The sequence below is a fragment of the Microbacterium sp. 22296 genome, from assembly GCF_052045385.1.
Lineage (GTDB): Bacteria > Actinomycetota > Actinomycetes > Actinomycetales > Microbacteriaceae > Microbacterium.
Genome location: NZ_JBQEOS010000006.1, coordinates 121,049 through 144,356, shown reverse-complemented (window position 1 = coordinate 144,356; position 23,308 = coordinate 121,049). Strand labels below are relative to the sequence as shown.

Here is a 23,308-nt window from a genome sequence, read left to right as displayed (position 1 = left end):
CCCTCAGTCCCTGAGCCCCGACCCCGCCGTCAGCTCCCCGGCCGCAGGGACGCGACGAAGTCGAGCTTGTCGAGCACGGGCTCCGGGATGACGAACGGGTACAGATCCGCCTTACCCATCGAGCGGTTGACCATGTTGAGCGCGGTGGACAGCGGTATCCACGTGTCCGTCACGAACGCGCGGAAGGAGGGGGAGTCCTGGATGCCGCCCGTCCGCGCGAGACCGTAGATGTGCGCGGTCTCGACCGTGTCCGTCATGTGGAGGAAGTGCGCCCACGTCTCGGCGAAGTCCTCGTAGGGGTGCATGGTGGCGTAGGTGGAGATGTAGCGCTCCCACCAGTTCGCCGGCGGCCCCTGAGAGTAGTGGCGGTCGATCTCGGCCTGGTAGTCGGCGGTCTCATCGCCGAACAGGCGGCGAGCCTCGCCGATACGGTCGGTGCCCTCGACCAGGCGCCACTCCATGTAGTGACCGACTTCGTGACGGAAGTGACCGAGCATGGTGCGGTACGGCTCGCCGAGCTGCTCTTGCACACGCACGCGGTACGCGTCATCGCTCTCGGCGAGATCCATCGTGATCACCCCGTCGGCGTGGCCGATCGTGACGTTCTCCGCGACGCTCGACAGCAGGTCGAAGCACAGGCCGTACGTGGGGTCCTCGCCCTTTCCGACCACCGCGAAGCCGAGGCGGTCGAGGTCGACGAGCAGCCAGCGTTTGGCGCGTTCGGCGACCGGGAACTGCGAGAGCCCCTTGGCATCCGCGTCGTTCGGACGCACTCGCGTCAGATCGCAGGCCGAGCACTGGCCGCCCTCGAAGCGCGCGAGCCAGGTGCACCCCGACAGGTTGAGGTTGCGGCACACGTGCCAGACCAGCCCCGCGGCATCCACGTACCGGCCGTTGCCGTCGACCGGCACGATGTCGGCCTCATCGCGCGAGTAACCGAGACCCGTCCCGCACGACAGGCAGACGGAGTTCTCGAAGTAAAGGGCATTGCCGCACACGCGGCATCGGAAGGCTTTCACGTGTCGAGACTGTCATGCCCGGGGCGCAGCGCCCGGGCGGTTGCATCGGGTCGCCGCGTCGGGGTGGCGGAGGCCGTCACCGCGGCGGGGGATCGTTCAGCAGCGACACTTCGCGCACGTCGAACAGTCCGCGTCGAGCGCGCACCATCGACACGCCTCTGCGGCGCAGCGCGTCGGCGAGGTCGGCGGTCAACGCGCCCTCGGACGACTTCTGCCACCCGCCCTGCAGCGTGTAGGTGTGCGTCACGGTTCGGGGTCGGGACATGAGCACCTCCGGCCCGAAATCTAGCCTGGATGGTGTCGATCCGGGCGGAATGTTCCTCGAGCGTCACGCGCCGTACGCCCTGTCGTAACGCGGCCCGTCGCGCCCCGATCCCGCGGGGTGGTCCCCCGCGCACCGCGTGAGGTGGGCGGAGCCCTCCGCGGATAATGGCGGGATGACCACGGCCCGCATCATCCTGCTGTTCGCGCTCGCCGCCGTCGCCGAGATCGGCGGTGCGTGGTTGATCTGGCAGGCGGTGCGGGAGAACCGCGGGTGGTGGCTGGCGCTGCTCGGCATCGTGGCGCTCGGTGCGTACGGGTTCATCGCAGCCCTGCAGCCCGACGCGCACTTCGGGCGCGTGCTCGCGGCCTATGGCGGCGTGTTCGTCGCCGGGTCCCTGGCCTGGGGGATCGTGATCGACGGCTTCCGTCCCACGGTGTGGGACTACGTCGGGTCGGCGGTCGCCCTCGTGGGAGCGGGGATCATCGTGCTCGCCCCGTCAACACCTGCGCCCTGAAGTGCCCCGAGCGTACGCTGGCGTACATGACCAACGTGCCCGGAGACGTGGACCGACTGCATGCCGTTATCACCAAGATCGATTCGGATAATCCGCTCAAGGTGCCCTTCAGCTTCAATCAGGGGCACATCAGTCCTCGCCTGGATCGGCTCGAGGCGAAGCTGTCGTACATGGCGGACTACATCTCGTACCTCGAGCAGCGGATCGAAAGCCTAGAGGCTCAAGTAGTTAGCTAGGTGAGATGTTAGGCAGTGTCAAGAGCTTCGTCCTCCGCGGGGGCGTGCGCGACACTCGACAAATGAAGAACGACACCGCGCCTCACGAGGGCATCGCCGACGATTTCGCCGCCATCGACACCGAGCGTCCCTTCGGGTCGTACCTCTCGGTGATCAACGGGGGAGCGTAATCGCCCCGAACCTCCGTGCGAGGTTCACCACGACAGGGTCGGATGCCGAAAGGCTCCGGCCCTTCGTCGTGCCGGCAGCAGATGCCTCCGGTCGACCCACGCCGGTCTGACCACCGCGCGCCCGCGGGCTGCACGATCTCGCGCCGACGTCCGCCGTAGCATGAGGGATCCGCCGCCCTGACGAGATGAGACCCATGCCCGAGCTCAGCAAAGACACCACCCTCTGCATCTCCCTGTCGGGGCGCCCGTCGAACATCGGCACGCGTTTCCACAACTTCCTCTACGCCGAACTCGGCATCGACTTCGTCTACAAGGCGTTCACCACCACCGACATCGCGGCGGCGATCGGTGGTGTGCGGGCTCTCGGCATCCGGGGCTGTTCCGTGTCGATGCCGTTCAAAGAGGCGGTCATTCCCCTCGTCGACCGCATCGAGCCGTCCGCCGCGGCGATTGGCTCGATCAACACCATCGTCAACGACGACGGGGTGCTCACCGCCTCGAACACCGACTACGAAGCCATCGCGAGCCTCATCGAGAGCCACCGGCTCGACCCCGCGGCATCCGTTCTCGTGCGCGGCTCGGGGGGAATGGCCAAGGCCGTCGTCGCCGCCTTCCACGGCGCGGGTTTCACCGATCTCACGGTCGTCGCTCGGAACCCCGAGGCGGGGCCCGCGCTCGCCGCCGCCTACGGTGCGCGGTGGGTGGATCGTGACCCCGAACCCGGCGCCCGCATCATCGTCAACGTGACGCCGATCGGAATGGACGGACCGGATGCCGAGGCCCTGGCCTTCTCGCCCGCGCACGTCGCCGCGGCCGAGACGGTGTTCGACGTCGTGGCGTTCCCGGCGGAGACGCCGCTCATCCGCGCCGCCCGCGCCGCGGGGAAGGGCGTGATCACGGGCGCCGAGGTGATCGCCCTGCAGGCCGCCGGCCAGTTCGCGAGATACACCGGCGTCACTCCCACCCCCGACCAGGTGACGCGCGCGTCGGCGCACTCACGCGCGTAAGGGCGGGGAGCGGGAGCGCATCCGCGGGTCTCGAAGCGCGGACCCGCGTGGACAGCCCGGGTCGCGATCATTCGTAGCGCAACGACTCCACCGGGTCGGCCCGGGCCGCGCGGGCGGCGGGGAGGCTGCCCGCCAGAAAGGCGATGGCCATGATCGCCACGGTCGTCACCAGGATCGACACCGGATCGAAGGCGATGAGCTGCAGGCCCGGCAGGTCGCTGAAGAGCGTCTGCCCGAGTTGCGCGCTCACGGCCGTTCCCACCCCGATGGCCACGACCGCACCGATGAGACTGCCGAGCAGGCCCAGCATGACCGCCTCGAGGCTGAAGAGCGAGAAGACCCGGCCGCTGCCCATGCCCATCGCCTTCATCAGGCCGATCTCTCGTGTGCGCTCCTGCACCGACATGAGCAGCGTGTTGACGATGCCGAAGCTCGCCGCCAGCAGCGCGATCACCGCAAAAGCATTCAGCACGAGCACGATGCCGTCGATCGCCGCCTTGAAGGTTCCCAGCTGATCGGAGACGGTCTGGCCGGAGTACCCGGCATCCGTCAGGGCGGTCTTCACCTGGTCGACCTCCTGCGCACTCGACGAGGTCAGCGTCACGCTCGCGCTGGCGTATCGATCGAGCTGGTCCGCGGGTACCCCGGTGTTCTGCGCCGTGAACAGCGCGTCTTCCAAGGCGGGGTTGGTGGTCAGCGACGTCGTGGAGGCGAAGGCGCCCTCGGTCACGCCGGTGATGGTGGCCTCGACGAGATGCTGCGTGCGCACCGGGTCGGAGACGGCGACGGTCAGCGTCGCCCCGACGGCGTCTTCGGCGCCGGTGAAGCCGAGGGGAGTCACGAGCGACTCGGGGATCGCGGTCTGCAGCGCCTCGGCCGATCCGTCGGGCGCGCTGCCCGACGCCAGTTGCGGGGTCTGCCCGCCGATGAGCGAACCGGCGCTCGCGACGTACCGCTCGCCGTCGTCGACCTGGACGTAGTCGATCTGAACGGCCTTGGCCGGCGTGACGGAGGCGACGCCCGGAAGGGCCTCCAAGGTCTGGACGTCGGCATCCGTCAATGCCGACACGGTCGCGGTGGCGCCCGGGCGGCCCGGGTTCGTGTTGGCCGACGACACCGCCTCGGGGTCGTATTTCTGTGGCTCTCCGGATGCCGCGTCCCCGGTGCCGGTCTTGGTCACCGTCAGCACGTCGGCCGCGCCGATCGACGACACCGTGTCGTCGATGAATCGGTTGATGCCCGTGCCGAGGCCGTTGGTGAGCGTGAGGGTGAAGGCGCCCACGAAGATGGCCAGCACGGTGAGGATCGTGCGGGTCTTGGAGCGGAACGTGTTCGCGGCCGCCGTGGCGACCAGATCGGTGGTCTTCATGCGGCGCTCCGCTCTTCGGCGACGATGACGCCGTCGCGGATGAGTACCCGGCGGTCGCACCGGGCGGCGAGGTCCTCGTCGTGGGTCACCACGATCAGGGTGATGCCGTGCTCCCTGTTCAGGCGGAACAGGATGTCCTCCACGACCGCGCCGGTCGCGGAATCGAGGTTGCCCGTGGGTTCGTCGGCGAAGATCACCCGGGGGTCGTTGACGAGTGCGCGGGCGATCACGGCGCGTTGCTTCTGGCCGCCGGAGAGGGCCGTCGCCTTGTTCCGGGCCTTGTCCTGCATGTCGAGCTCCGTCAGCGCCGCGAGTCCACGGCGGCGCCGCTCCGCGCGCCCCACGCCGGCGATCTTCAACGGCAGGACGACGTTGTCCAGCACCGAGGCGTTGGGGGTGAGGAAGAACTGCTGGAAGACGAAGCCGAACGTCTTGTTGCGCGTGCGGTTGAGGTGACGGCCGCGCAGGGTCGCGGCATCCGTCCCCTCCAGACGGACGAAGCCGCTCGAGGGGGCATCCATGAGGGCGAGAAGGTGCATGAGCGTCGATTTGCCCGAGCCGCTCTTGCCGACGATCGCGAGGCTCTCGCCGCGGCGGATGTCGAGGCTGACGCCGCGCAGCGCGTCGAAGCGCGCGGATCCACGGCCGTACGACTTGTGCAGGTCGGTGACGGAGAGAAGCGGGGGAGGAGATTCGGATGCCATGCCCTCACTGTCGCTCGCGAGGTCGGTGCCCCGCGTCGCTCCCGCGGGGTGGCCTCCTCCCCCCGTGGGGGTATTCCACGGATGCCCTGCGCGGGTGATCCCGACCGCGCGCGGGCGGTCCAGACTGGGGTGATGCGACCCGACCCGGCCACGGACACCCCGCCGCGCCTGGTACCCCCGGGGCGCGCCTGGCTCGTCGACGTGGTGATCGCGGTGCTCGTCGTCGTGCCGTCGTTTGCTCCGGTGCCTTTCCCGGAACTGCGTCCGGGGAGCCCGCTCGTACACGTGCTCGTCGTCCTGCCGGCGCTCCTGCTGCCGCTGCGCCGCCGGTGGCCGCGCGTGACGCTCGTGGTCTGCATCGCCCTGTATGTCGCGGCCCTCGCCCTCGGCACCCTCGCCCCCGGTGCCGCCCTCGCCGTCGTGATCGCGGCCTACTCGATGGCCGACCGCATCGGGCGCCGTGAGGCCGCGCCCGTCGCCATCGCCGCGGTCACCGGACTCGTCGGCGCCAGCATCGTGGTGACCCAGACGACGGGTCTCGACACCCGGTTTCTCCAGGTCGGGCTGACCGTCGCCCTGGCCGGTGCGTTGGGAGATGCCGCCCGCTCCCGCCGCGCCTACGTCGCGGCCGTGCTCGAGCGCGCCCGGCGGGCCGAGCAGACGAGAGACGCGGAGGCACGGCGTCGCGTGAGCGAGGAGCGCCTGCGCATCGCCCGCGACCTGCACGACGCCGTCGCCCACCAGATCTCGGTCATCAGCCTGAACGCCGGCGTGGCGAGCTCCGCCCTCGAGACGCGCCCCGACAAGGCGCGCGAGGCCCTCTCCACCATCCGCACCGCCTCCCGCGACGTGCTCGCCGAGATCGGGTCGATGCTCGCCGTGCTGCGCACCCCCGACGACGTCGACGGCCGCGACCAACCCGGACTCGCGCGCCTCGCCGACATCGTCGAGTCGGTGCGCGTCGCCGGGTGGGAGGTGGTCGTCCGTGACGACCGCGACCCCGCCGATCAGCTGCCCCTCGGCGTCGACATCGTCGCGTACCGGGTCGTGCAGGAGGGGCTCACCAACGCCCTCAAGCACGGCACCGCCCGCCGTGTGCACGTGCTGCTGCGCCGCGAGGGGGACGACATCGAGATCGTCGTCACGAATCCGCTCGATCGCGCGGAGTCCGGGACACCGCCCTCGCCCTCGGGTTTCGGACTGATCGGACTGCGCGAGCGGGTCGAATCCGCGGGTGGTCTGCTCGACGCGGGTCCCGCCCCCGGCGGCTACCGCCTCGCCGCGCGTCTGCCGGTGCACGCCCCGCGATCGGCGTCCCGGCCCGGAGGTGCCCCGTGAGCCCGACCCGCGTCCTCATCGTCGATGATCAGACGCTCATCCGCGCGGCGGTGCGCGACCTGCTGGAAGCCGCCGGCATCGAGGTGGTCGGCGACGCCGCCGACGGGGAGCAGGCGGTCGCGCTCGCCGCGAGCCTGCGGCCCGACGTGGTCGTGTGCGACATCCGGATGCCGAGGATGGACGGCATCGAAGCCACCCGGCGCATCTGCGCCGACCCCGCCCTCACCGACACCCGCGTGCTGATCCTCACGACGTTCGAGGAGGACGAGTACGTTGTCGCGGCGCTGCGTGCGGGCGCGAGCGGGTTCATCGGCAAGGGCGCTGAGCCCGAAGAGATCGTGCGCGCCGTGCTCACGATCGACGAGGGGGGCGCCCTGCTGTCACCCGCGGCGACACGCGGCGTGATCGAGAAGTACGTGCGGCGCACCTCTCCCGCGTCGGGCGAGGCGCCGTCGTTGACGATGCTGACCGACCGAGAACGCGAGGTGCTGCGACACATCGGCCGAGGTCGGTCGAACGATGAGATCGCGGCATCCCTGGTCATCTCGCCCCACACGGCCAAGACGCACGTGAAGAACATCATGCTCAAGCTCGGCGCACACGACCGGGCGCAGCTCGTGATCGCCGCCTACGAGAGCGGGTTGCTCGTGCCGGGGCAGTTCTCAGCCGGCGAGGGGCGCTGACGGTGCGGTTGCGCGCGGGGCTCGGTCCTGCGCGCCCGGTGCTGCGTGCTGGGTCCCTTCTCCGCACGCGAACAGGCAGAGCCCCGGTCGGGTCCGTCCACGCCGTGAGACGCTCTCACTCGGCCGACTTCTCCACTCCCCGCGCGCGGATCTCCTCCAGGTCGAGGCCGGCCAGGATCTTCCGGGCGACGAGGTCGTCGATGGTGCCCTCGCGGCGCAGGCGCAGCAGCACCTCGCGCTTGCGGTCGAGGATCGCCAGACGCAGCCGTTGCGCCTCCTTGTGTCGGAGGAGCGGGGAGCGCTGCGTGACGTCGATGTCGTCGCTCACGGCGAGCATCTCGAAGGGCCCCGTCATCGGCCTCGTCGCGCCCGTTCCCACACCCGAGTCTGCACCGATCGCCGGGTCGGTCGCCCGTCCCGCGTCCATCATCCGGCCCTCGTCGGTCCCCCGTCCCGCGCCGAAGATCGGTCGCGGGAGCGCAGCCGCGGAGGGTGCGCGATCGTCGACGTCGTCGTCGGAGGCTCCCGGCGGGATGGGCCCGGTGGCCGACGGCGCATCGTCGTCGAGCGATGCGTCGAGCTCGGCGAGGTCGCGTTCCTCCGCCGCGCGCTGTCGGGCGACGGCCCGCGCGTTCGCGAGCTCGAGTCGCTCGTAGCCCTCGCGGCGGGCGCGATCGCGAACCCGGTCACTGACCCCGTGCTCGACGGCCAGCTCGTCGAGGGCGGCCAGCGCCGCACCCGAGATCGCGCGTTCAGCCAGCTCGTACTCCTCGATGGCCGCGTCGTCTTTCGGCAGCTTCGCCCAACGGATCACCACGGGCAGCAGCGGCCCCTGCACGAGCAGGGTCAGCACGATGACACCCGCGGTGACGAAGACGATGGCATCCCTCCCCGGCACGGGATCGCCGGCCGCGGTCACGGTCGGCACCGACAGGGCGATGGCGAGAGAGACGGCACCGCGGAAGCCCGAGACCGTGCTCACCACCCGCGAACGGTGCCGGAGCGAGCGCGTCGATGCCGCCGGCGGCCGCGAGAACGGCGAGAACAGCCACTGGAACATATAGCGCACGACGAACAGCGCCACCCAGGCGGCGACGGTGATGAGCAGCAGGATGCCGATCTCCGACGGCGAGATCTCGTGCAGCACGAGCTGCACCTCGAGCCCGATCAGCACGAACAACGCCCCGTTGAGCAGGTAGACGCCGAAGGGCCAGGTGGCATCCGCGGCCCGCCGGGAGAGGGCCGTGGTGATGCGCGGGGAGACCCAGGCCACGATGAGGCCGGCGAACACGACGGCGAGCACCCCCGACGCCTCGATGATCTCGGCGATGAGGAACGCCACGAACGGCACGAGCACCAGGGTGAGATTGATGGTGAGCGTCGATTGCATGCGGCGCAGGGCGAAGAACGCGAGGACGGCCACGGCGATGCCGGCGGCAGCCCCGCCGAGGTACGACAGCAGCACCATGCCCGTGATCTGCAACGGCGTGATCTGGTCGCCGAGGAGCAGAGCGACCGCGATCGCGTAGAGCACCAGGGCCGTGCCGTCGTTCGTGAGGCTCTCGGCCTTGAGCTTCATGAACGTCTTGGGGGGCAGGAGGCGGCCGAGGGCGGCGACCGCCGTGGCATCGGGCGGGGCGACGGCGGCGCCCAGCACGAGGGCGGCTTCCCACGGCACCCCCATCCAGGTGGCGACGCCGGCGACGGCGAAGGCGGATGCCACGACGAGCAGCGTGCTCATCGGAATGATGTAGCGAAGCGATCGGCGCACCGAGCGCAGCGACGTCGTCCACGCCTCGCGGAACAGCATCACCGGCAGGAACAGCAGCAGCACAGTCTCGGGCGGGAGCTCGATCTGCCGGAGCTGGGGGATGAACCCGAGTGCGAGGCCGATCACGAGCAGCACCAGCGGCGTCGCCACCCTGAGCCGCGGTGCCAGCACCGTACCCACGAGCATGGCGAGGCCCAACAGGACCGTGATCTCGAGTCCCTGCATTCGTGCCGCCTTTCGCCGTGCCCCTGACCTCAGCGTAGAGAGGGGGGTGGACATTCCCGAGGGTCATCGTTTCCAGCGTCGCGCGGCGAGCCCGCGGGTCGCGCTCGGCAGGGCCGTCAGCGCCCCTCCGCCCCCGCGATGGCAGCCCGGTCGAAGAGAGGGGCACGCCCGCAACGTGCTGAGCGGACTGAGCCGATCGGCATCCTCATTCGCCGCCGCGATACGTGCGCCAGGCCGCATCCAGGCGGCGGATGCCCTCCTCGAGCACGTGCGGGGCCGGGGTGACGGGGATGCGGATGTGGTCGTCGGCATCCATATCGGAGGCGAACTGCGCGGAGCCGGCGACCGATACCCCGAAGCCCGCCGCGTGCCGGGCGAATGCGCCGGCCGAGCCCGTCGGGAGGCGCGCCCAGAGGCACAGGCCGCCGCGCGGCGGTCGCCATTCCCAGTCGGCCAGGTGCGCGGAGAGCAGCCTCCCCGCGGCGACCGCGGCCTCGCGATGCACCGTGGTGAGATCCCGCCGCAGCGCCGGCGCCTCGGCGAGCAGGTCGAGCGCGAGCAGCTGCGCGGGCACGCTCGTCGACAGGTCGCTGCTCTGGCGAAGACCCCGGAGGCGCCGCACGAGCACCGGATCCGCGCGCAACCAGCCCACCCGCAGGCCCTCCCAGGCCCACTTCGACAGCGACTCGACCACGACGATCGGGGCGTCGGGTCGGAGCGCCGCGAGAGAGGGTGGGGTGACGCCGTCGAAGGACGCGTGGGCGAGCACGCGATCCTCCACCACGGTGATCCCGTGCTCGGCGGACAGCTCGGCGATGCGCTGACGCACCGGAGAACTGGTCTGGACGCCGGTGGGGTTGTGATTGTGCGGGTTCAGGGCGATCAACACGGGCCGGCGCACCACGATCGCCGCCTCGAGGGCCTCGACATCGATGCCGGAGGGGGTGAGGCGGATGCCGTGCACGAGCCCGCCGCGCCGGCGCACGGCATCCGTGAGTCCGGGCCAGGCCACCTCTTCGGTGAGCACCGTGTCACCGGGGGAGACGAGCTCGTCGACGAGCAGGCTGAGCGCCTGCTGCCCGCCGTGCGTGACGAGGATCTGCGCCGAGGTCGTGGGCGTGCCGTCGGCGGCCATCGCGGCGGCGATCGCGGCGCGGAGGTCCGCGAGACCGGCGGGGTCGGCCTCGACCGTGGTGGCGTTCAGCACGGGACGATGACGCTGCACGATGTCGACGGCCAGGGGCGAGATCGCGGGCACGGCGCGCAGCAGGTCGATGCTGGAGGGCAGGGTGGCGTACAGCGCTTCTCCGCGCCCTGCGGCGTGGCGTGCGGCGGTCGGGGCGGCGCCGGCAATGCGTGTTCCGCTTCCCTGGCGTCGATCCAGGATGCCGTCGTCATAGAGGCGTGCGTAGGCGCTGACGACCGTTCCGCGCGAGACGGCGACCGTGGCGGCGAGGGTGCGTTCCGAGGGGAGTCGGTCGCCGCCGCGCAGTTCGCCCTCGCGGACGAGGCGCGCGATGCCGTCGGCGAGGCCGGCCGCGAGCGTGGTGTCGGCGCTGGCCCATCTGCCCAGACGCTCGGCGAGGCGTTCGGCCGACACAGTGGCCGTGCGATGGTCCACCAGGGCGGAAGTGGCTCTGTCGACAAGGGTCATAGCCCCTGATTCTGGTCCGATGAGACACCCCGCTTCCGCCGAATCCCTGTTCTTCGGTCCACTGACCCGCGATTGGACCATCGCCGAGATGCTCGCGTGGATCGGTGCGGAGGACATCGGATGCCACGACGAGCGGCTGGTGGGGATCCTGGATGCCGTTCGCCGTGCGCTCGACCCCGGCGCCGCGCCCGTGACGGGACGCGTGGTGGGACTCGTGCGTCAGGTCGCGATGCAGGTGTCCGCGCAGCCCGCGTGGGGGGAGCGGAGGGTGGGCGAGGTGGTCGGGGTGTCGTCGGCGGAGGCGCTGGCTCGCACTGACCTGGCTTACGCTGACCTGGCTTACGCTGACCTGGCTTCCGCCGACGTGGTTTCCGCCGACCTGGCGAAGGCATGACGATCAATGCCGTGTCGACTCTCCGTGGCGCCTCGGTCCTACCCGTGAGCGCGACCGTCAGCGCGGGTCGTCGAAGTCCGACACGGTCGCGCTGAGAGGTCGCGACCACGCCGCTTCTCGGGAGAGCTGTCCCGTCGCGCGGAACGACTGAACCTGATGCGAATCGGCCAGGACGGTCGCGAGCTCCTCACGATCGGCGGAGACGAACCCGAGGCGCTGCCAGAACGGCCCCGAGCGACGACTGAACAGCCACGCCGTGGTCGCACTTCCGCCGGCCGCGTGGGTGAGCGCATGGGCGCAGCCGCGTCCGTCGCCCGGGAAGACAGCTGCGCCCGTCTCCTGCGGACGGAGCGGCGCGGTCCGCCGCGGAGGGGATGCCGCTCTTCTCGTGGGGGAGGAGCGGCGACCGGGACCGATGTCGGACCCCCTCGCTAACGTTGGATCATGGACATCGCGGCACCTCGCAGCACCCGGCAGCAGCCGGTGTGCACGGCGTGGGGCGTGCCGTGGCCCAGCGACGACGACCTGCGGATGGATGCCGACACCGCCTGGGCGTTCGAGGTCGGGCTCGTCGACCCCGGCGCCTTCGACGTCGAGACGGTCGACGTTCGCGATCTTGAGAGTTCTTCCGCGGCCCCCGAGGAGCTCGTCGACGAATTGGAGCGGACGGCGCGCGAACGGCACCGTGCGACGGCCGCGGAGTACCGGCTCATCCGGCTCGTGCTCGCTCGCGCGGCGGCAGACCCCGCGCCGTGGGTCGGTCCCGATCCCACTCTCGACCTGGCGTGGAACGACACACGCGGGCGTACGGTCGCAGCCGTGCGACGCGACCGACGTGACATGGCGGAGCGAGCCGCTGTCGCCGAGATGGCGACGAGACTCTGCGTGTCGGAGCAGACGGTGCGAGCGCGAGCCGCTCACTCCGACACGCTGCAGACGCGCTGCCCCGACGTCTGGGCGGCGTTCGTGGAGGGGTCCATCTCCGAGCGTCACGCGATCGAGTCGGCGCGTTTGGCGACCTCGCTTCCCGCCGCGGAGGCCGTACCAACCGCCGCGGCGACGGCGTCGCCGGATGAATTCGGACACGGCTCCGGCGAGGTCGACTCGGCCGACGATGACTGCCCTGCGGACGATGGAGCGCCGACCCCGGATCCCTCCTGTGCAACGACTCCGTCCGGTCCTTCGTCCGACGGGCATGAGTCGTGGCGGGCCTTCGACCAAGGCGCGCTGGATCGCGCGCTCCGCCTTCCGCCCGCCCGCTTCGTCGTCGCCGCTCGCTCCCTGCGAGAGCGGGTGCACAGCGAGTCTCTCGAGATCCGGCATCGACGCGCGACGCGTGACCGCGGCGTGTGGCTCACCGCCGAACTCGACGGTATGGCGATGCTCTCGGCCCTTCTGCCCGCTGATCGCGCCACCGCCGCGATGGCTCGGGTCGATCGGGCCGCCCGTCACCTGAGGGTCGCCGCCGACGAGGACCGGACGCTCGCGCAGCTACGAGCCAATGTTTTCACCGACTTCTTGACGACGCCGCCCACGCCGCTGACGACGCCGGCATCGCAGACGCATTCTCCGGCTGACGGGGTTGCCGACATCGGTGGATCGGTGTTGCCTTCTTCGGGGAGCGGCGGTTCGGTGGGCACTGGTTCAGGGAGCGGCGGTTCGGGGGCTCGTCGTTCGACGCCCGCTGTCCCGGCAGTCCGTGGTTCGACGCCCACCGCCCCGGCGGGACCCATCTCACCGACCGCGGCGACTCCGGCGTCGACACGTCCCGCGGCGGTCGTCGTGACCGTCCCCGCGCTCACCCTGCTGGGCGCGGGCACGGAGCCCGCCATCCTCGACGGCTACGGTCCGATCGACCTCGACACCGCTCGCCGGCTCGCGGGCGAAGCGACCTCGTGGGTCCGTGTCCTCACGCACCCGCTGACCGGCGTTCCGCTCGCGCTCGACCGCACGACCTACCGGGTGCCCACCGCCCTGCGCCGTTGGCTCGGGGTCACGTCACCCACGTGCGTGTTCCCCGGGTGTGGACGCTCCGCGCGGGACTGCGATCTCGACCACCTCACGGCGTGGGTCGACGGCGGCAGCACTGATGACGACAACCTCGCGCCGGAGTGTCGACATCATCACCGCCTCCGCCACGAATCCCGTTGGCATCCATCCCGCATCCCCGACACCGGCGACCTGCGCTGGACGTCTCCGCTGGGCGCGCAAATCGCGGAGGACCCCCCGCCGTTCTAGCGGCGTCTGCTGCGGTGCGAATCCCCAGGTGCACCCTGCCGCGCGCGGGTTCCCGTGACGGCTGCCGCGGTCCGGATCCCCAGGTACCCCGGGGTCGTTCCGCCCGCGACCCCTCAGCCCGCGACCCCCACCTTCGCCTTCGCCCACGACCGCCCGCGCGTGTCCTTGAGGATGTCGTACTCGACGTCCACGTGCGGTTCGATCGCGCTGTACTTGTCGTTCGGTGCGCCGATGACGAGCTGGAAACCGAGCCCGCGCCACGCACCGATGGCGCGCTTGGTGAAGTGCGCGTCGGCTTTGATGAGCGCCTCGTCGAGGAACACCGGCGCGTATCGCGGGCGCGCTGCGCCGGCATCCCCGAGCTGGTACCGCAGCGCTGCGCCGACGATGAACGCGATGAGCTCCTGCGATTCCCCACCCGATTTCTCACCGATGTGGTCGTACAGGGCGACGTGCTCGCCGGTCTCGGCGCGGAAGCGTTCGGCGCTGACCCGCACGTGGTTGCGCACGTCGACGAGGTCGGCGAAGTCCGGAGCGGTCGGTCGGATCCGGCCGATGAGCCGGGCCATCCGTCCGTAGACAGCCTCGCGCTCCTCGTCCGACCCGGCCGCGTCGATCGCGGCGCGCACGTCGCGCAGCTCCCGACGGAACCGGCGGCGCACCTCCGATTGACTCTCGCGCGGCACGATCTGCAGACGGTGCGCGTCGTCGTAGAACGGCAGGTCCTGCATGATGTCGTTGATCGGCGCGATGCGCTCGCGGATCTCGCGCATCGCCCGCGTCAGCGCCGAGTCGAGGTTCGTCAGGTCGTTTCCCGACAGGCGCAGCAGCGAGTCCCGCCACTCGGCCTCGAGTTCGTGCAGGCCGCTGGCTTCGAGGTCGGCGAGGATGCGCTCGAAGTCGCCGAGCGACTCGTCGGGGTCCGCGAGCAGGTTCGGACTCGGCCAGCGGTCGATGAAGGCGGTCAACGTCCTCCGCAGGCTGTCGCGCTGGTCGGCCCAGGTCTCCTGCGCTGCCCGTTGTTCCTCGAGCAGACGCTTCGACGCGGATTCGAGGGCCGCATCGAACCGCGCCAGCAGCTGAGACGGCGTGGCATCGGATGCGCCCGGCGCGACGAACAGGGCGTCGAGATAGGCGAGCTCGTCGGCCGAGAGGGCGATTCCCGCATCCTCCGCACGCTCGAGCAGGATCTGGGCGGCATCCACGTCGTCGGTGATCTCGGCCCATCGCGCGGCGAGCGCCTGCTGCTCGGTCTTGGCCCCGCCGATCTCCTCGCGCAGCCGCGCGGCGCGGGCGCGGGTCCCCGCGATCTGCTCCTGCAACTCCGCGATCCGCGGGTTTCCCGCGGTGATCTCGGCGATCGTCTCGGTCCAGCGTTCGAGGTCGCGGTGGACGGATGCCGTGTCGACCTGGTCCCACGTGAGGTCGGCGATCTTCTCGAGAGCGCTGCGCCGTTCGTCGAACGCGTCCAGGGCGGCCGCGGCCTCATCGACGGCGACCTTCGCGGCGGTGAGGTCGCGACGCGCCGTGACGATCTGCTCGCCGAGCTCGGTGAGGCGCACCCGCGACGAGAACCCGAGCACGCTGTGGCGGATGGACCCGCCGTGCGCCCCGCGCGACCCCTGGGAGCTCTGCCCGGAGATCGTGAGCGCCAGACGGTGCACCGACAGCTCCGAGGCGTCGTCCACGCACACGAACGCGAACTGCTGCTCGAGCCGGTCCTGCAGCCAGCCGGTGAAGGGGGAGCGGCGGTACTCCAGGCGTCCGGGCAGCGTCGCGGGGTCGAGGCCGGTGCGCTCGAGCAGTCCCGTCGACACCCCCTCGAACCGCAGACGTTCCGACAGACGCACGCCGTCGATCGCGGAGCGGAAGGATGCCAGGTGCGCGGCGTCCACCAGCAGCGTCGTCGCGAAGCCGCCGAGGGCGAGCGTGAACGCCCCGCGCCACGGTTCGTACTCGGTGCGGACGTCGACGAGCTCGGCGACGAACGGCAGCTCGGCGGCGGAGAGTCCGGCGGCGGCAGCCAGCGCCTCGCGCGCCTCGTGCAGACGCGGGGGGATGTTGTCGTCGCGCGTCTGCGTGCGGCGGTGCTCGGTTTCGAGCGCGTCGAGCTTCTGGCGCAGGTCGGTGTGGGTGCTGCTGGCGGCGACGAACGCGTCGCGGACGGCGGTCTTGGCATCCGCGTCGGCGAGGGTGCGCCGTGCCTCGTCGGCGAGGGCGGTGAATCCCTCGGCCGTCGACACCTCGACCGCCAGCACCGCCAGCGCCGCCTCGAACCGCTCGCGGTCGCGCTGCATGCCCGCCAGGCGCCGCTCGAGTCCCCGCAGCTCGCGCTGTGCGGCGTCGAGCCGGTCGCCGCCGGCCGCGCGCAGCACGTCGGCGAGTCCCTCGCGCTCGGCCTCGGCCGCATCGGCCAGCCCCTGCCGTTCGCGCACGAGCGCGTCGGTGGCGTGCGTGCGATCACGCAGCTCCGCCTCGACCGCGCCGAGCAGGTCCACGCGCCGTTGCGCGCGCCACAGCGATGCCCGCGACGCGGGGTCGCCGAAGCGCCCGAGCGCATCGATGAGGCGCAGCCGCTCGGCGGCCTCGTCGATGCGCGACCTCATCGCGCGGATGGGCTGCAGGGCCCGCACCTGCTGCCGCGCCTCGAGCATGCGGGTGCGCGTGGACTCGAGCCCGTCGAAGTGCGACACCACGGCGTCGGCGACCGCGAGGGTCTCGGGTTCTTCGAGCACCATCCGCTTGTAGAGGTCGTCGACCGTCGTGATCTGCTGACCGGCCTGGATGCGCGCGAGAAGGCTCATCGCCTTCGCCCCCGCCCCCGCCGCGCCGATGCCCAGCACCGCGTGCAGCCGCGCCGAGAACTCGCGGTCGGTCGCGAGGGTGTCCAGGCCCGTCGCCCGCACCGCGGCATCCGACAGGTGGGTGCGCGCGGCCGGCTCCAGCGCGCGCAGGTCGAATTCGCCGTGCACGCTCGCCCGCACCTTGACGGCGTCGTCGAGGGTGCGCGCCGCGGCCGGGATGTACCACGCCCGCACCGCCGTGAACCGGGCGCCGTCGTGGTCCGCCCACGTCATGGCGATGGCGGTCCACGTGTCGACGCCGTCGCCGCGCAGCACCCGCACCTTCGTGCCCTCGTCGGTGCGCGACTCGTCGAGCTTGCCGCGACCGTACGACAGGATGTTGCGCTGCTCCTGCCCCCGCGGGCGCCCCACCACCGCGCCGTTGGAGGCGCCGTTGAAGGGGGTCGTGTGGGGCATCATCAGCGCCACGTAGGCGTCCATGAGCGTGGACTTGCCCGATCCCGATCCTCCGCACAGCAGCGTCGCGGTGGGCGCGAAGCGCACCCGGTGCGTGCCGTCGTAGCCGCCCCAGTTGACCAGCTGCAGGTCCTCAGCCACCCACTGCTGCCCGCGGGACGCCGCAGGGATGAGCCCGAAGAGCGTGTCGAGCATGGTCATGAGAGGTGGTCTTTCTCGAGGGTGTCGGAGGAGAGGGATGCCACGGCCTCGCCGCCGGGGGAGTGCTCGGCATCCGTCATCGGACCCGCGGATGCCCCGGATGCCACGGCCTCGGGCTCGCGCGGAGCCGGCGTCGCGGCATCCACCGTCTGCTCGTCCAACCACTTCTGCAGGTCGCGGAGCGTCTCGGCGCTCAGCACGACCTCGATGAGGGGGCCGATGCGGTAGCGGCCCTCGGACTCCTCCTCGACGATGCCCTCGCGGTCCAGTCGCGCGATCGCGGTGCGCACGGCCCGCTGCTGACTGGCTCGCGTGCCGTCGGTCTCGGCGAAATACGTCAGCACGGTCTGCTCGACCTCTTCGACGTCGACACGCGCCGACGCGGCTCCCGCGGTCGTCTCGCGTTGGAACACCGTGCGCAGGTACACCAGCACCAGGGTCTCGGCGCGGGAGTACGCCTCGTCTTTGAGGAGGATGGGCACGTCGAGCTCGTCGCTGCGCACCTGCTCCTTGTACGCCACGCCCCGGGAGTGGTCGACGACGAGCCGCACGAACAGGTCGTTCAGTCGCGACTCGATCATCTGCTGATGCTCGAGCAGGAGCTTCCACTCGGCGGGTGAGGACTCCGCCAGCAGGAACCGGCGCTGGAGGATCCGCACGAGCACGCGCCGCACCTCGGCGTCCAGGATGCCGCGGTCGCCGGCGAACAGCGCGTCGGGGTCGTTCTCCATCGCGATGGGGGCGATGAACGCGGGGGTCTCGGCGTCGTCCAGACGAGCGTGCGGGGGGGCGCCGTCGCCCGCGGCCGGGGTCGCGGCGACGGGTGCGAGCGTGTCGACGTCAGTCATCGGCATCCCTTTCGTTGGTGTTCCCGGCGGTGACCGCGCCGAAGGCGAAGCGCCGGGTCGTTCCGTCGGGTCGTACGGCCTCCACGATCGACACCTCGTCGGTCTCGATCAGACCGCCCCGGTACACGATCTCGAGCAGACCGACGAGGTCGACCGGACGCCGGGTGGCCGCGTCGGCCCCGGCGAAGGCGGTCGCCAGGTCGAAGCCCGGGCCGAGGGTGTCGACGTACGCCTCGAGTTCGGCGTAATGCGGTCCGCCCCAGGCGCGCGTGTCGACGCCGGCGAACTCCACATCGGGATCCTCGGATGCCAGGGGCTCGGGCGCACCGCTCGGACGCACGTCGCTGAGCGAGCGCCGGAGATGCCCGATGTCGGCCAGCGGCAGCGTGCGCACGGGTTCTACGCGGCCGGGGGCGCGGGTCTGGCTCCAGCGGTGGAGCCCCGCCATGACCCCGCGCAGCAGGTCGTCGACCTGGCGGTCGCGGATGGGGTCGTGCGTGCGCACCTGCGCGGTGATCACGTGCGATGCGCGTCGCTGCGCGGTGAGCACCTCTTGCACCCCGGCCTCGACGCGGCGGGCGATGGCATCCAGTTCGCCTCGCTGCTCGGCGGTCATGAGCCTCGAGAACGGCTGGGTGAGCACGGCGTGCAGCTGGTCGGTCAGGTCGTCGATGTTCTCGGGGTCGCCGATCAGTCGCAACGCGCCCTGGAAGGCCCGACCCTCGGGGGTGGCCTGCATCACCTGGCGCCCGCGTTCGAGGTACTCGCGCAGCACCTCGCCGGTGGGGCGCACGTCGCGGCGGAGCTCGGCGACGACATCGCGCTGCATCGCGGCGATCGATTCGGCCACGCGCGAGAAGTCCGCCGGCAGCTCGCGGGCGAGATGGATGACGTTCTCGGCCTCCTCGAGCAGGTGCTCGTCGTCGAGCGGCTCGACGACGCCCTCCTCCAGTGCGGCGAGTTCGGCGTCGAGGGCTTCGCGCTCGGCGAGCAGCACCTCGCGGCGGCGGACGGGGTCGCTCTCGGCGTCGCGGGCGAGCCTTTCGACCGCATCGAGAAGCGTGCGCACGCGCGAGCGCGAGACGCGCGCCCGACCGCCGCCGGCGCGACCGGCGATCTCGAGGGCCCCCACGGCGTGCGCCGACAGGCGGTACACCTCGACGTCGTCTTCGATCTGCAGACCCAGCCACCCCACGCGCACCCATCCGCGGCAGATCTCGCGGGCGGAGCCGGCGGGGATGCGGCGGTCGTCGTCGCCGTCGAGGCCGGCGGCGCGCAGCTCGTCGATCGCCTCGGCCACCTCGACGTGCGCGTCGGCGACCGCGACGGCGGGACGGTCGGGCGAGAACAGCACCGACAGCACGGCCACGACGAACGGGGCGAACCGTCCGTGCAGCAGATCGAGCGTGGGGTTCTTGAACGCCGTGACCGAGCGCAGATACGCGGCTTCGGCTCGGGTGCGGGTCACTGAGGGAAGTCTACCGGCGCGCGGGGAGAGGCCCGAGCGGGTGGGAGGAGCCCCGCCGGGGGTGGTCACGCCGACCGGTCCACCTCATGCTGTGCCGCACGAGGAGAGCGCCACCTGCGACACCTTCTTCACCTCCCCGCCTTCACCGTGGCCGTCGAGCGTGCGAGGGCCTGCGGCACGGCCAAACCGGCGAGCTTGTCCAGCGTGACCGTGCCGGCGGGGTCGAAGGCGCCGAAGAACGGGGCGCGCCACGCATCCGCTCCGCCCCTGCACGGCGGCCGCGACACCCCTCGTCGGGGGTGCCGCGGCCCAGACGCCGGTCAGGCCCTGGTCGTCAGACCTCGGACCTCGGGCCCGACACCGTCTTGTTGACGCCCGTCACCGGCTGGTTCTCGTCGAACGAGGCGATCGGGCGGCGGAAACCCCGCGTGAGGATGACGAGGTACACCACGCCCAGGCTGGTCCAGATGAGACCGCCGATGAGCGCGTGCGCGTCGAGGTTGATCCACAGCAGACCCGTGAGGAGCACGCCGATCGCCGGCATCACGATGTACCGGAAGATGTCGCCGGGCGTCTTGCGCAGGCCCTTGCGGATGGCGAACCATGCGATGACCGAGACGTTCACGAACGTGAAGGCCACGAGCGCGCCGTAGTTGATGTACGCCGCGATCTGCTCGAGGGTGAACGAGATGGCCAGCAGGCTGACGAGGCCGACGATGATGATCGAGATCGTCGGGGTGTGCGTCTTGGGGTTGACGAAGCCGAAGATTCGACGCGGCAGCACGTTGTTGCGCCCCATCACCATCAGCATCCGCGAGACCGACGCGTGCGAGGCGAGCCACGACGCCAGTGTGGCGGCGAACCCTGCCGCCGTGAGCACGGCCTGCAGCACCGGGCCGCCGACCTGGACGCCGATCTCGGGGAGGGTGCTGTTCTCGATCGCCTCGGTCGGGAACGCCGACGAATCGGGGAAGCGCAGCTGCGTGACGTAGGCGGCGATGAGGAAGATGACCCCTCCCGCGACGAGCGTGAGGAGGATCGCCCGGGGCATGATCTTGGGCGTCTTGGCCTCTTCGGAGTACATCGACACCGCGTCGAAACCGATGAAGGAGAAGCACACGATCGTCGCGCCCGCCAGGACGGCGCCGAACTGCACGTCGTCGTGGACGAAGGGCGCGAGCGAGACGGGCGTCCCCGCGCCTGCTCCGCCCACGAGCTGCACCACGACCATGACCACGAACACCGTCATGACGAGGATGGAGAACACCAGGAGGATCATGTTGACGTTCGAGGTGCCGCGCATCGTCAGGTAGATGACGCCGGTGACGCCCGCGGTGAAGACGACGACCCACAGCCAGCCGGGGACGTCGGGGAAGAGCGCCTCCATGTAGCTGCGCAGGATCAACGCATTGACCATGGGCAGCAGCAGGTAGTCGGTGAGGGCGGTCCACCCGACGACGAAGCCGACGCCGGGGTGGATCGATTCGCGGGCGTAGGTGTAGGCGGAGCCCGCGCTCGGGATGACGCGCACCATCTTGCCGTAGCTCACCGCGGTGAAGGCGAGCACGATGAGGGCCACCGCGTAGGCCGCGGGGACGACGTTGTTCGTCTCCTCGGCGACGAGGCCGAAGGTGTCGAACACGACGGTCGGGGTCATGTAGCCGAGGCCGAGACCCACGATCGACCAGAGGCCGAGGGTGCGGGCGAGCTTTGCTGCCGAGCCGGACGTGGCCGCCGGGGCGGCGATGTTCTCGTTCGTGGCTCCTCCTAAGGGGTGCGGGGCGCGATCGGGTGTCGCGCGAGCGGGTGCGGGGCGCGATCGGGTGTCGCGTCCGTGGGGCTGATGTCGGGTACAGCACGCGGAGCACCGCTCGGAGTGGGAGCGGACGTGTCGGCCGGGGTCTGGCCGTGGAGCGGAACGGGTGAGGATGCCGAACGGGGTGGGTCCGGCATCCTCGGTCCTCAGAGGCGGTTCGCCGCCTCTGTGAGGGTGGCGCGGAGGATCTGTTCGATCTCGACGAACTCGGACGGGCCGATGGTCAGGGGCGGGGCGAGCTGGATCACCGGGTCGCCCCTGTCGTCGGCGCGGCAGTAGAGCCCCGCGTCGAAGAGCGCCTTCGACAGGAACCCGCGCAGCAACCGCTCGGACTCGTCGTCGTCGAAGGTCTCTTTCGTGGCCTTGTCCTTGACCAGTTCGATGCCGAAGAAGTATCCGTCGCCGCGGACGTCTCCGACGATCGGCAGGTCGAGGAGCTGCTCCAGCGTCGAGCGGAAGACGGGGGAGTTGGTGCGGACGTTCTCGAGCAGCCCCTCCTCCTCGAAGACGTCGAGGTTCTCCAGCGCCACCGCGGCCGACACCGGGTGTCCGCCGAAGGTGTACCCGTGCGGGAACGACGCGTCCCCGTGGGCGAAGGGCTCGTAGACGCGATCGCTGATGATGGTGCCGCCGAGGGGGGAGTAGCCGCTCGTGACCGCCTTGGCGAAAGTGATCATGTCGGGTTGGTAGTCGTAGGCCGACGCACTGAAGTAGTGGCCCAGGCGTCCGAAGGCGCAGATGACCTCGTCCGAGACGAGCAGCACGTCGTATTTGTCGCAGATCTCGCGCACGCGCTGGAAGTACCCCGCGGGGGCGGGGAAGCATCCGCCGGCGTTCTGCACCGGTTCGAGGAACACCGCGGCGACCGTCTCGGGCCCCTCGAACTGGATCATCTGCTCGATGCGGTCGGCCGCCCACAGCCCGAACTCCTCGGGCGTCCCGCCCCCGAATCCCGACTCCTCGGCGCGGTAGTAGTTCGTGTTCGGCACGCGGAAGCCGCCCGGGGTGACGGGTTCGAACATGTGCTTCATGACGGGCAGGCCGGTGATGGCGAGCGCCCCCTGCGTCGTGCCGTGGTACGCGATCGCACGGGAGATCACCTTGTGCTTCGAGGGTTTGCCCTGGGTCTTCCAGTACTGCTTCGCCAATTTGAAGGCGGTCTCGACGGCCTCGCCGCCTCCGGTGGAGAAGAAGACGTGGTTGAGATCGCCGGGGGCGAGGTGCGCGAGGCGCTCGGCGAGCTCGATCGCGGCGGGGTGGGCGTAGGACCAGAGCGGGAAGAACGCCAGCTCCTCGGCCTGCTTCGCCGCGGCCTGCGCGATGCGTCGTCGCCCGTGGCCGGCGTTGACCACGAAGAGCCCCGCGAGGCCGTCGATGTAGCGCTTGCCGGTGGAGTCGAAGATGTGGTGGCCCTCGCCCTTGACGATGATCGGGACGCCGGGGCCGTCGGTCATCACCGACTGACGGGAGAAGTGCATCCAGAGGTGGTCGCGGGCTTTCGCCTGAAGGGTGGAGTTCGGGTCGGTGTCGAGAAGGGTCATCGTGTTCCCCAGTTGTAGAGCTGACGGTGGAGCTTGAGATAAACGAACGTCTCGGTTGAGACGATGCCGGGAAGCGAGCGGATGCGGTCGTTGAGCAGGTCGATGAGGTCGTCGTCGCTCTCGCACACGACCTCGACGAGGAGGTCGAACGACCCGGCGGTCGAGACGACGTAGGTCACGCCGGGGAGCTCCGTCATGTGCGCTGCCGCGACGCGGGTGTCGCCCGAGACGCGCACGCCGATCATGGCCTGGCGCGCGAAGCCCAGCTGCAGCGGATCGGTGACCGCGACGATCTGCAGGATGCCGGCATCCTGCATCTTCTGCACGCGCTGGCGCGTCGCGGTCTCGCTGAGACCCACGGCCTTGCCGATCTCGGCGTACGAACGGCGCCCATCCTCCTGCAGTTGCTCGATGATCGCCTTCGACACGTCATCGACCACCGCGCTGCGTTCCGGAGAGAAGGACATGATGGGCGACGGTATCAGCGGTCAACCGCGGATGACAATGGTGATTTCCAGCTTCACGGGCCCGTAACGCCACGGAAACCGTCGCTGAACGCGGGGGCGCCGATGCTCGGCGTCGCGGCA

At 70.8% G+C, this 23,308-nt stretch carries 19 protein-coding genes; 7 read left to right on the top strand and 12 right to left on the bottom strand.

From position 1 onward, the window contains the following. Positions 1 to 29: 29 nt before the first annotated feature. Positions 30 to 1,019, bottom strand: coding sequence for a zinc-binding metallopeptidase family protein (locus ACTJJP_RS12840; RefSeq protein WP_440775385.1), 990 nt, complete (start codon positions 1,017 to 1,019; stop codon positions 30 to 32). 76 nt (positions 1,020 to 1,095) lie between these two features. After that, positions 1,096 to 1,284, bottom strand: coding sequence for a hypothetical protein (locus ACTJJP_RS12835; protein ID WP_055957637.1), 189 nt, complete (start codon positions 1,282 to 1,284; stop codon positions 1,096 to 1,098). Positions 1,285 to 1,456: 172 nt separating this feature from the next. On the opposite strand from ACTJJP_RS12835, the gene ACTJJP_RS12830 reads away from it, so the two are divergent. The 3 genes from ACTJJP_RS12830 to ACTJJP_RS12820 all read left to right on the top strand — a co-directional run bounded on the left by ACTJJP_RS12830 (position 1,457) and on the right by ACTJJP_RS12820 (position 3,211). After that, positions 1,457 to 1,798 carry a YnfA family protein gene (locus ACTJJP_RS12830; protein ID WP_440775384.1) on the top strand — a complete coding sequence of 114 codons (342 nt, stop codon included), beginning with the start codon at positions 1,457 to 1,459 and terminating at the stop codon, positions 1,796 to 1,798. Between the two features lie 26 nt (positions 1,799 to 1,824). Continuing rightward, the gene (locus ACTJJP_RS12825; RefSeq protein WP_440775383.1) at positions 1,825 to 2,034 is read left to right on the top strand and encodes a hypothetical protein; all 210 of its coding nucleotides are present in this window, start codon (positions 1,825 to 1,827) and stop codon (positions 2,032 to 2,034) included. Between the two features lie 364 nt (positions 2,035 to 2,398). Then, the gene (locus ACTJJP_RS12820; RefSeq protein WP_440775382.1) at positions 2,399 to 3,211 is read left to right on the top strand and encodes a shikimate 5-dehydrogenase; all 813 of its coding nucleotides are present in this window, start codon (positions 2,399 to 2,401) and stop codon (positions 3,209 to 3,211) included. Between the two features lie 67 nt (positions 3,212 to 3,278). Here ACTJJP_RS12820 and ACTJJP_RS12815 read toward each other — a convergent pair whose 3' ends face one another. Together ACTJJP_RS12815 and ACTJJP_RS12810 are read right to left on the bottom strand one after the other, a co-directional pair. Then, a complete protein-coding gene (locus tag ACTJJP_RS12815) occupies positions 3,279 to 4,580 on the bottom strand; it encodes an ABC transporter permease (protein WP_440775381.1) in 1,302 nt (433 codons plus the stop codon). Continuing rightward, positions 4,577 to 5,284, bottom strand: a complete 708-nt coding sequence (locus tag ACTJJP_RS12810; RefSeq protein ID WP_440775380.1) for an ABC transporter ATP-binding protein — start codon at positions 5,282 to 5,284, stop codon at positions 4,577 to 4,579. Before ACTJJP_RS12810 ends, ACTJJP_RS12815 begins: the two co-directional genes overlap by 4 nt. Positions 5,285 to 5,416: 132 nt before the next feature. On the opposite strand from ACTJJP_RS12810, the gene ACTJJP_RS12805 reads away from it, so the two are divergent. Next, positions 5,417 to 6,622 (top strand): sensor histidine kinase, encoded by a 1,206-nt coding sequence (locus ACTJJP_RS12805; RefSeq protein WP_440775379.1) that lies wholly within the window; start codon positions 5,417 to 5,419, stop codon positions 6,620 to 6,622. Then, the gene (locus ACTJJP_RS12800) at positions 6,619 to 7,305 is read left to right on the top strand and encodes a response regulator transcription factor (RefSeq protein ID WP_440775378.1); all 687 of its coding nucleotides are present in this window, start codon (positions 6,619 to 6,621) and stop codon (positions 7,303 to 7,305) included. The genes ACTJJP_RS12805 and ACTJJP_RS12800 overlap by 4 nt, the downstream gene beginning before the upstream one ends. Positions 7,306 to 7,420: 115 nt before the next feature. Here ACTJJP_RS12800 and ACTJJP_RS12795 read toward each other — a convergent pair whose 3' ends face one another. Together ACTJJP_RS12795 and yczR are read right to left on the bottom strand one after the other, a co-directional pair. Beyond that, the gene (locus ACTJJP_RS12795; RefSeq protein ID WP_440775377.1) at positions 7,421 to 9,301 is read right to left on the bottom strand and encodes a Na+/H+ antiporter; all 1,881 of its coding nucleotides are present in this window, start codon (positions 9,299 to 9,301) and stop codon (positions 7,421 to 7,423) included. A gap of 205 nt (positions 9,302 to 9,506) precedes the next feature. Next, positions 9,507 to 10,955: a MocR-like transcription factor YczR gene (gene yczR / locus ACTJJP_RS12790; protein WP_440775376.1), complete on the bottom strand. Its 1,449-nt coding sequence runs from the start codon at positions 10,953 to 10,955 to the stop codon at positions 9,507 to 9,509. Between the two features lie 19 nt (positions 10,956 to 10,974). Between yczR and ACTJJP_RS12785 the strand changes: the two genes are divergently transcribed. Together ACTJJP_RS12785 and ACTJJP_RS12780 are read left to right on the top strand one after the other, a co-directional pair. Next, complete coding sequence (locus ACTJJP_RS12785; protein ID WP_440775375.1) at positions 10,975 to 11,349, top strand: hypothetical protein; 375 nt, start codon at positions 10,975 to 10,977, stop codon at positions 11,347 to 11,349. Positions 11,350 to 11,793: 444 nt separating this feature from the next. Beyond that, positions 11,794 to 13,587, top strand: a complete 1,794-nt coding sequence (locus tag ACTJJP_RS12780) for a DUF222 domain-containing protein (protein WP_440775374.1) — start codon at positions 11,794 to 11,796, stop codon at positions 13,585 to 13,587. 113 nt (positions 13,588 to 13,700) lie between these two features. Here the strand turns inward: ACTJJP_RS12780 and ACTJJP_RS12775 are convergent, their stop codons facing one another. The 6 genes from ACTJJP_RS12775 to ACTJJP_RS12750 form a co-directional block, all read right to left on the bottom strand. Continuing rightward, on the bottom strand, positions 13,701 to 17,048 hold the full coding sequence (locus ACTJJP_RS12775; RefSeq protein ID WP_440775373.1) for an ATP-binding protein: 3,348 nt from the start codon (positions 17,046 to 17,048) through the stop codon (positions 13,701 to 13,703). Then, positions 17,045 to 17,896 (bottom strand): DUF4194 domain-containing protein, encoded by an 852-nt coding sequence (locus ACTJJP_RS12770; protein ID WP_440775372.1) that lies wholly within the window; start codon positions 17,894 to 17,896, stop codon positions 17,045 to 17,047. The genes ACTJJP_RS12775 and ACTJJP_RS12770 overlap by 4 nt, the downstream gene beginning before the upstream one ends. Further along, positions 17,889 to 19,364, bottom strand: a complete 1,476-nt coding sequence (locus ACTJJP_RS12765) for a DUF3375 domain-containing protein (protein WP_440775371.1) — start codon at positions 19,362 to 19,364, stop codon at positions 17,889 to 17,891. Before ACTJJP_RS12765 ends, ACTJJP_RS12770 begins: the two co-directional genes overlap by 8 nt. 334 nt (positions 19,365 to 19,698) lie before the next feature. Continuing rightward, positions 19,699 to 21,111, bottom strand: a complete 1,413-nt coding sequence (locus tag ACTJJP_RS12760) for an APC family permease (protein WP_440775448.1) — start codon at positions 21,109 to 21,111, stop codon at positions 19,699 to 19,701. Positions 21,112 to 21,326: 215 nt separating this feature from the next. Then, positions 21,327 to 22,721: an aspartate aminotransferase family protein gene (locus ACTJJP_RS12755; RefSeq protein ID WP_440775370.1), complete on the bottom strand. Its 1,395-nt coding sequence runs from the start codon at positions 22,719 to 22,721 to the stop codon at positions 21,327 to 21,329. Then, on the bottom strand, positions 22,718 to 23,188 hold the full coding sequence (locus ACTJJP_RS12750; protein ID WP_440775369.1) for an Lrp/AsnC family transcriptional regulator: 471 nt from the start codon (positions 23,186 to 23,188) through the stop codon (positions 22,718 to 22,720). Before ACTJJP_RS12750 ends, ACTJJP_RS12755 begins: the two co-directional genes overlap by 4 nt. Positions 23,189 to 23,308: the final 120 nt, after the last annotated feature.

What these genes read in the sequence shown, in the direction of transcription:
- ACTJJP_RS12805 (WP_440775379.1), top strand. Translation starts at nt 5,417, where the DNA reads ATGCGACCCGACCCGGCCACGGACACCCCGCCGCGCCTGGTACCCCCG.
- ACTJJP_RS12750 (WP_440775369.1), bottom strand. Translation starts at nt 23,188, where the DNA reads ATGTCCTTCTCTCCGGAACGCAGCGCGGTGGTCGATGACGTGTCGAAG.
- ACTJJP_RS12815 (WP_440775381.1), bottom strand. Translation starts at nt 4,580, where the DNA reads ATGAAGACCACCGATCTGGTCGCCACGGCGGCCGCGAACACGTTCCGC.
- ACTJJP_RS12795 (WP_440775377.1), bottom strand. Translation starts at nt 9,301, where the DNA reads ATGCAGGGACTCGAGATCACGGTCCTGTTGGGCCTCGCCATGCTCGTG.
- ACTJJP_RS12780 (WP_440775374.1), top strand. Translation starts at nt 11,794, where the DNA reads ATGGACATCGCGGCACCTCGCAGCACCCGGCAGCAGCCGGTGTGCACG.
- ACTJJP_RS12770 (WP_440775372.1), bottom strand. Translation starts at nt 17,896, where the DNA reads ATGACTGACGTCGACACGCTCGCACCCGTCGCCGCGACCCCGGCCGCG.
- ACTJJP_RS12785 (WP_440775375.1), top strand. Translation starts at nt 10,975, where the DNA reads ATGAGACACCCCGCTTCCGCCGAATCCCTGTTCTTCGGTCCACTGACC.
- ACTJJP_RS12775 (WP_440775373.1), bottom strand. Translation starts at nt 17,048, where the DNA reads ATGACCATGCTCGACACGCTCTTCGGGCTCATCCCTGCGGCGTCCCGC.
- ACTJJP_RS12820 (WP_440775382.1), top strand. Translation starts at nt 2,399, where the DNA reads ATGCCCGAGCTCAGCAAAGACACCACCCTCTGCATCTCCCTGTCGGGG.
- ACTJJP_RS12825 (WP_440775383.1), top strand. Translation starts at nt 1,825, where the DNA reads ATGACCAACGTGCCCGGAGACGTGGACCGACTGCATGCCGTTATCACC.
- yczR (WP_440775376.1), bottom strand. Translation starts at nt 10,955, where the DNA reads ATGACCCTTGTCGACAGAGCCACTTCCGCCCTGGTGGACCATCGCACG.
- ACTJJP_RS12810 (WP_440775380.1), bottom strand. Translation starts at nt 5,284, where the DNA reads ATGGCATCCGAATCTCCTCCCCCGCTTCTCTCCGTCACCGACCTGCAC.
- ACTJJP_RS12835 (WP_055957637.1), bottom strand. Translation starts at nt 1,284, where the DNA reads ATGTCCCGACCCCGAACCGTGACGCACACCTACACGCTGCAGGGCGGG.
- ACTJJP_RS12830 (WP_440775384.1), top strand. Translation starts at nt 1,457, where the DNA reads ATGACCACGGCCCGCATCATCCTGCTGTTCGCGCTCGCCGCCGTCGCC.
- ACTJJP_RS12755 (WP_440775370.1), bottom strand. Translation starts at nt 22,721, where the DNA reads ATGACCCTTCTCGACACCGACCCGAACTCCACCCTTCAGGCGAAAGCC.